Raw genomic sequence first — 6,350 nt, 5'->3', positions numbered from 1 at the left:
ACTCCTTTAGCTGGAGCGGGGTGGAAGCCGGCGCCTACTCCCTGACGGCCCGGGCCACCGACAATGCGGGGGCAGTCACAACTTCGGCTGCGGTGAGTGTAACCGTTACAAATCCGCCGGCCACGTCTTCACCGGTCATTTCTGGTTTCAGCCCTGCTTCCGGCCCGGCAGGAACTGAGGTGACGATTAGTGGCACGGATCTGACAGGGGTCACCAAAGTAAGTTTTGGACCTTCTACTGCAGATATAAAGCCTAACTCGAATTCGGGCACAGCGTTAGTGGCCATAGTGCCTTCGGTTAACGGCAAGCTGCCAAAAAAAGTAAACATCACGGTCACTACGCCTGGTGGCAGCGCCACAGCCGGGGAGAAGTTTACGATCACCTCCGCCCTCTCTTCGGCCACGGTACACAGGCTGCAGGAAACCGGGCCTGAGCAGGAGCTAGTTGTTTATCCAAACCCCTTCTCAGGTAAGGCCATAATTAGCTTTGTGCTTGGTACGGCAGGTGATTACACACTAGACCTATATGATGCGAAAGGGGTACGGGTGATGCTTCTGAAGCAGGGGCAGGCAGAAGGCGGAGAGTCTATCGTCACAGAAGTGAATGGTGCAAGACTAAGCAAGGGCTTATACCTGGTCAGGCTGCAGTCGGCTTCAGGTACTAAAATGTCTAAACTCGTACTTGATAAATAAACTTCTTACAAAGAGAATTAGCTAGGCGTTGCGAGTGTCATTGCTACTACAAAGTAGCAATGACACTCGCAACGCCTGTTTTATATATGATATATGATTTATGAAATAACATACATCATCAGAATTAAAGTACATGGAGATGGGCTTCAGCTGCGGGCCGATAAAGTAATTTATCTGCTAGCAGGGTCAATCCTTCAGACAGCTTACTTATATAGGAGCGAATATGCAAGCGGGTGTTGGGAGAGTGACCGAAGAGTTATGTTCTAAAGTGCGATTGGTCGGGCTGCGTGTCTGTGCTTCATAAAAAACCGGAGTTATTACCTTGAATTCCTAATATTTGCCGCATTTTGTTTTCCGCCATTAACGAAAAGCACTGGAAGGTAAAAAACTTCGACTTATTTTCACAGCGACTTTTTTACCTCCTGCAAACGTATTGAACAGCGGCTGCTGGAGGAGCATCTTTGTTTAGTTAACTCCCGTTTGGCATAACACAACCACAAACTACTCTTTCCGGTGGAGTGACTTACCTTGGCAGAGCATAAAATGAGTGGCGGCTTTCCAGTACTTTAGCTGAAATGAGTAGACAGCCAAGGTTAGAGCATATGCAACTAATTCAACCTGACAGTTGCTTGTCTTTACACTTGATAGCTCGTTTGATACTCTCTAAACTTCTATGGCATATAATAGCGCCGGGTATGGGAAATTCATTAAAACAATTGCGACATATCTATGTGAGCACATGTTCCATTTTCCTGGCCACGCACATCAATGTCAGGGCACTGGATTCAGCCTTAGGGTTCCTTCCTGAAAGTATGTTTCCAATCCTGTATTTTAATTCAGCCCTCCCTTTTTCTCCCTGCAGTACTTCAGCGCCAAGCTCATGGTTGTGAGGGAAAACGTGAACGTCAAAGCCTAAAGGTTTTAGGTTGTTTATGAAAAACTCTTTGGAGACGCCGTGCCCAGGCTTGTGATGAATCTCGCAGGCTAATCCCCAAAATTGTTGGCTGTTTGTTTTGTGGAAGCCATGGCCTGTAATCTTGTAAATTAAAAGCCTGCCATTCCAAAGCAGTTTCGCGAGTCCTTTATAATCCCATGCGCTTCGTTGCGGATCATGGTCGGTAACAATTATGCCCCCTGGCTTCACTAACCGAGCTGCTTCCTTTAAGATTGCCTCCATATCCTCACAATGATGGAGGGCAGCGTTGAGGGTAACAATATCTGCAAAACCAGAGATGAAAGGCAACTTTGTGGCATCAGCAAGTAATGGAAGATATCCCTGTTTTTTGGCGAGCATCAAAGAACCCGGAGCTACATCAATGCCGATCAGAAGCTTTGGCTTCCCTTGAAGTGTGGCGAAAATATTGCCTGGACCGCAGCCAATATCGACCACTACCTTGTCTGTCCAGTCGCCAACAGCTGCTTGCCAACGGCTTTTGAATGACTCACTGCGGTGGCAGTAAGTAAGGTATTCTTCAGCCCATTCAGGATGGTTGAAATAATACGCATTTGCTTTTAATCCTTCAGAAGGGTTTTGAATGGGACATTCTAAATAACTTCCCGAATCATATATTTCTGCTTCCGGATTTAAAAAAGGTTTCAAGACAGACATCATGCTATTACAATTATGGTTAGTTGAAATGTCTATAAAAGAAGTGCAAACAGTTTTGAAGGCTTAGAAAGGGTGCGTAAGTAGGGGATACGAAGTTCGGGTTAAACTTTTAGGGTTAATAAATTTATAAAAAAAATTTAATAAATTAAACTATTTTATAAATTTTTATAACAATTATATAATATTACAGGATATATATGGTAGAACAGTGAAAACACTGGCTTTATATGACTATATCACGAGGATACTATTCCTGTTTATATCATGAAATAAGGGTAACTTATGATACCATACATATTATAAAAAGTCATATTTTTCAACCATCCTGCTGACGAAATCTTTTACTGTAAGGACGCATATGAATTGGAGTGTAAGCAAAAATGAATGTGCTGGTAGAAGTATAAGCAGACCTTACTATTGATAAACACTTTAATCGCATAATGCAGGTAGTATTTACTTTGTACCCCCCTACTGATGGATACCAGTTATTTATATAACAATTTCATGCATTATTATAAGTTTGCTTGCAAACAGGTATAAAGCCGACGAGGGTTTGCCATCATAAGGGACAGCGCAGTTAATACGCAGGAAAGACCAGCATGCCTACGATGGCACGCAAACCTTCTTCAGTAACCCGTGCGCACTGAAGCATAAACTGTCGGGGGTGGGTGCGTCGAGATTTATATATAGGGAGGCGGTTACTTTTATCTCCACTTTCAGTTACTAGACCTGCATTGCCTGCCGCTCATAGAATCAGATTTGCTACAAAAGCATCAGGTATGCAGGATGTACATGGGTGGTGGCGTGGCGGAATCTATTGCTGTTCCTTCCGATGCGCTGTTGGGTAGGCACGGCCTTAGCTATGTTGCGTTGTCTTTGGTGGAGCAGTTCGCCATGAGCGCTTGGCTTAAAAAAGCATTGTAAAAGCAATGGTAGAGGTTGACAGGTAATTTATAGTGTTTATAAGCAAAAATTGGAGACGTCATAAGTTCATCTGCTTTGATCTGCCCAGGCATATAGCCCGTCTGTGGTTAGTGTTGCATTCATTGTACCCCTGCTGGTTTGGGTTGAAGCAGAATTTCGGGAAGGATCAGGTGCAGGAGCAGGCACCATCAATGACGGCGGCAGGCAGGAGCACGCAAAGATGGGTTACCTCCTGCGCCCCTCTTTGCGTGCTCCTGCTTGGGGCTTATTTCAACGTGTCGACCTCAAATGATATTTTCGCGTTCACACCAAAGGATACGATTTTATTGTTTTCCACTTTCGCGGTCATTTCCTTGATGTAAATGGACTTGATGTTTTTTACGGACTTCGCTGCTTCCTCGAGTGCATTCTTTGTGGCATCGTCAAAACTCTTTTCTGAACCGGCGATTACTTCTATTACTTTTACAATAGCCATAGCTTTTATCTTTAATGGTTGATAAACAGGATATCTCATGGTGTACGGGGCTCAAAACAAAGAAGTTAAGCAAGGGAGGCATATCAGGTAAAGTGATCGCGTAAACACCTGCAGTGCCCTGTGCATAGGTTGTAGGCAGGGTAGGGGGGATATGACAGCGCCTTGCCTGCACATACGTTTTCTTGTAAAAGAAGGTGCTCTGCCAAGTGGCGGCGATTCCGTAAGATGGAGCTATATATACTGATGGGAACACACAGAAGATAAAATAGAAATGGAACAAGCATATAAGCAAGTTGACCGTGACTTCGTAGCGGTGCTGGCGGACTTGGTAGCGAAGCAGCCTTTTATCCGCATACAGTATTACAGCGAGATACGGGAATTTATAAATGTCACGGCGGTGCCAAAAGAACTGATTGAGAAGAACGGTGAGGAATACCTGCGCCTGGCAACAGGGGAGGAGATACGCCTGGATCGGCTGGTACGGATAGGCGATCATCGGGCTCCGGGCTATAGCGAAGATTATTTTAAATGCGACCTATGATGGTTGCTTAGCAGTCGTACAGGTCCGTGCATCCTGCCTCTGTTAAACCGTCATGTGCTGCTTAAACCGTCATGTGCTGGGGTGTAGCTAAAGCGGTGTAGCTAAAGTAGAGCGTGGGCTGTTACGAACGCACCATATGGAAGACTGATATACCAGAAGTAGCCAGGGGGCGCACGGGTGACGCATGATAACATGGTGTAATGGTCGGGGGCTGCCGCACACGGCTTTGTCTTTTGCTACAGACCATTCACAGAATTATATAGTAAGTTAGTTGTAGCAGTGTTTATCGCTGGCGTATAAACTGGTAGGGCCCTCGGTTTTTGAAAACTACTGCAGCACTAATGTTTCTACGGGTAAAACCCCACAATCTATATATGGTTGAGCGCGAAAAATACACACCGGCTTATGCTGTCATATCAAATGTTTATGTGCAGCTGGCGATTTTGCTGCTGCTGACCGGCTTCACTTTTTTTGGATATCTCGGTGCCCTGGAGCCAACCCTGATGGAGGCCAGGAACTTTATCACGGCGCGCGAAATAACACAGCACCACAACTGGCTCATCCCCACCATGAACGGGGCGCTGCGATTGGCGAAACCACCCCTGCCCACCTGGATAACAGCACTGGCGGGCATCAGTGCTGGCGATATCAACGACATATCGTGGCTACGCGTGCCCGCTGCGGCCATGGCTGCTTTCACCGCGCTGTTCCTGTTTCTGCTGTCACGGCAGCTTACCCGCGACCGTCTGATACCTTTTCTGGCGGCGGCTGTGCTGGTGACCTCCTACCTGTTTGTGCACCTCGGGCGGCAGGCTACCTGGGATGTTTACTGCCACAGCTTCATGCTGGGGGCTATCTGGTTGTTTGTGAAAGGCTGCAGAAAGGAAGGGAAGCAGTTCGGTCTGTTCGCACTGTGCGGTGTGTTATGTGGGCTATCCTTTATGAGCAAAGGGCCTGTGTCGTTTTACGCCTTGCTGCTGCCCTTCCTGCTGAGCTACAGCTACGGGTATGGCACCCGGTCTTTTAAGGCGAAATGGAAGGAGATGCTGCTGGCGCTCTGCACCTGTCTGTTCATAGCGGGCTTGTGGCCTCTCTACGTGTACCTGGTAGAGCCGGAAAGCCTGGCTATGAGTGTATCGCAGGAGAGCAGCGCATGGACTTCGCGGCATCTGAAACCTCTGTGGTTCTATTGGGCCTTTCCGGGCGAGGCGGGTGTCTGGACGCTTTTCACTTTTGCAGCTTTGCTTGTACCCTATGCGAAGCCCCGCATTCAGCGGTATGGCAATTACCGTTTCCTGGCAGCCTGGGTGCTGTTTTCCGTGGTGCTGCTGTCTCTGATCCCGGAGAAAAAGGAGCGTTACCTGCTCCCCCTGCTGCTCCCGATGGCCCTGCTGACGGCACATTATCTTAAGTACCTGCTGGATAGTTTCAAAGAAAGCAGGAACAGTAAATGGGATGATCGGGTGCTGCTGGCGAACGGTATAGTCATCGCGCTCGCCGTGTTTGCGGTTCCCGTTTTGCTTTACCAGTATGCATTTAAAGCGCATGCTGTTTCCATGGTGGAGCAGGGGGGGCTACGGTGTTATTTTCGGTGGCCGGGGTGGGGCTGCTCCTGATGATCCGAAAAAAAAGGGTGGGTGGCTTTCTGCTCACAACCATGGGGTTACATGTGGTGGTACTGCTCCTGATGGTTTCGCTTTATTCAAAAACAACTGCACCAAAGCAAAGCTACAGCAGCCTGAAAGCGGTCAGGGAATCGGAGGAACTGCTTTCGCTGCCATTTTATTCCGTGGATGGCATGCCGCCCGAATGCATTTGGGAGGTAGGAAAAGAGGTGGGTTCGATTCAGGTGATCCACAACCGGCTGCAGTTGCCTGAGAGGCTCCCGGCCGTAGTCTTCTCTGCCGACCCGCTGTCAGTTGCCGCCTTTCACGCCAATCATATAGCCTTCCGGCACCTGAGGATATATAACTGCAACGGGAACTCATCACACAGGACATACCATGTGTATCTGGTGGCAAAGACAAACGCTGAATAATCCGGGGTGGCGCAGTAGTCGATTTGCACGGAGCATACAGGATAACCTGTGCAATCATAGCGGGGTAAGGT

The 6,350-nt window shown here is 47.7% G+C and carries 6 protein-coding genes; 4 read left to right on the top strand and 2 right to left on the bottom strand.

Going from position 1 to position 6,350, the window contains the following annotated elements; genetic code table 11:
- Nucleotides 1-692, top strand: a 692-nt coding sequence (locus ABD920_RS17490) for a T9SS type A sorting domain-containing protein (RefSeq protein ID WP_345160794.1), incomplete at its 5' end; no start/stop codon positions are given.
- Nucleotides 693-1,419: 727 nt separating this feature from the next.
- Here ABD920_RS17490 and ABD920_RS17485 read toward each other — a convergent pair.
- Nucleotides 1,420-2,304, bottom strand: coding sequence for a class I SAM-dependent methyltransferase (locus ABD920_RS17485; RefSeq protein WP_345160793.1), 885 nt, complete (start codon nucleotides 2,302-2,304; stop codon nucleotides 1,420-1,422).
- Nucleotides 2,305-3,490: 1,186 nt separating this feature from the next.
- A complete protein-coding gene (locus tag ABD920_RS17480; RefSeq protein ID WP_345160792.1) occupies nucleotides 3,491-3,700 on the bottom strand; it encodes a dodecin family protein in 210 nt (69 codons plus the stop codon).
- 271 nt (nucleotides 3,701-3,971) lie between these two features.
- On the opposite strand from ABD920_RS17480, the gene ABD920_RS17475 reads away from it, so the two are divergent.
- From ABD920_RS17475 to ABD920_RS17465, 3 genes are all read left to right on the top strand, one after another.
- Nucleotides 3,972-4,241: a hypothetical protein gene (locus tag ABD920_RS17475; protein WP_345160791.1), complete on the top strand. Its 270-nt coding sequence runs from the start codon at nucleotides 3,972-3,974 to the stop codon at nucleotides 4,239-4,241.
- Nucleotides 4,242-4,615: 374 nt separating this feature from the next.
- Nucleotides 4,616-5,857 (top strand): ArnT family glycosyltransferase, encoded by a 1,242-nt coding sequence (locus tag ABD920_RS17470; protein WP_345160790.1) that lies wholly within the window; start codon nucleotides 4,616-4,618, stop codon nucleotides 5,855-5,857.
- Entirely contained in the window at nucleotides 5,857-6,279 is a 423-nt protein-coding gene (locus ABD920_RS17465) for a hypothetical protein (protein ID WP_345160789.1), read from the top strand. The genes ABD920_RS17470 and ABD920_RS17465 overlap by 1 nt, the downstream gene beginning before the upstream one ends.
- Nucleotides 6,280-6,350: the final 71 nt, after the last annotated feature.

Source organism: Pontibacter saemangeumensis (assembly GCF_039541895.1).
GTDB classification, from domain to species: domain Bacteria; phylum Bacteroidota; class Bacteroidia; order Cytophagales; family Hymenobacteraceae; genus Pontibacter; species Pontibacter saemangeumensis.
The sequence above is the reverse complement of the archived record's forward strand: the minus strand, read 5'-3'. Positions and strand labels throughout refer to the sequence as shown.

Bases quoted from the DNA above. Each gene is read 5' to 3' on its own strand.
- ABD920_RS17485 (WP_345160793.1), bottom strand. From the start codon at position 2,304: ATGATGTCTGTCTTGAAACCTTTTTTAAATCCGGAAGCAGAAATATAT.
- ABD920_RS17480 (WP_345160792.1), bottom strand. From the start codon at position 3,700: ATGGCTATTGTAAAAGTAATAGAAGTAATCGCCGGTTCAGAAAAGAGT.
- ABD920_RS17475 (WP_345160791.1), top strand. From the start codon at position 3,972: ATGGAACAAGCATATAAGCAAGTTGACCGTGACTTCGTAGCGGTGCTG.
- ABD920_RS17470 (WP_345160790.1), top strand. From the start codon at position 4,616: ATGGTTGAGCGCGAAAAATACACACCGGCTTATGCTGTCATATCAAAT.
- ABD920_RS17465 (WP_345160789.1), top strand. From the start codon at position 5,857: ATGATCCGAAAAAAAAGGGTGGGTGGCTTTCTGCTCACAACCATGGGG.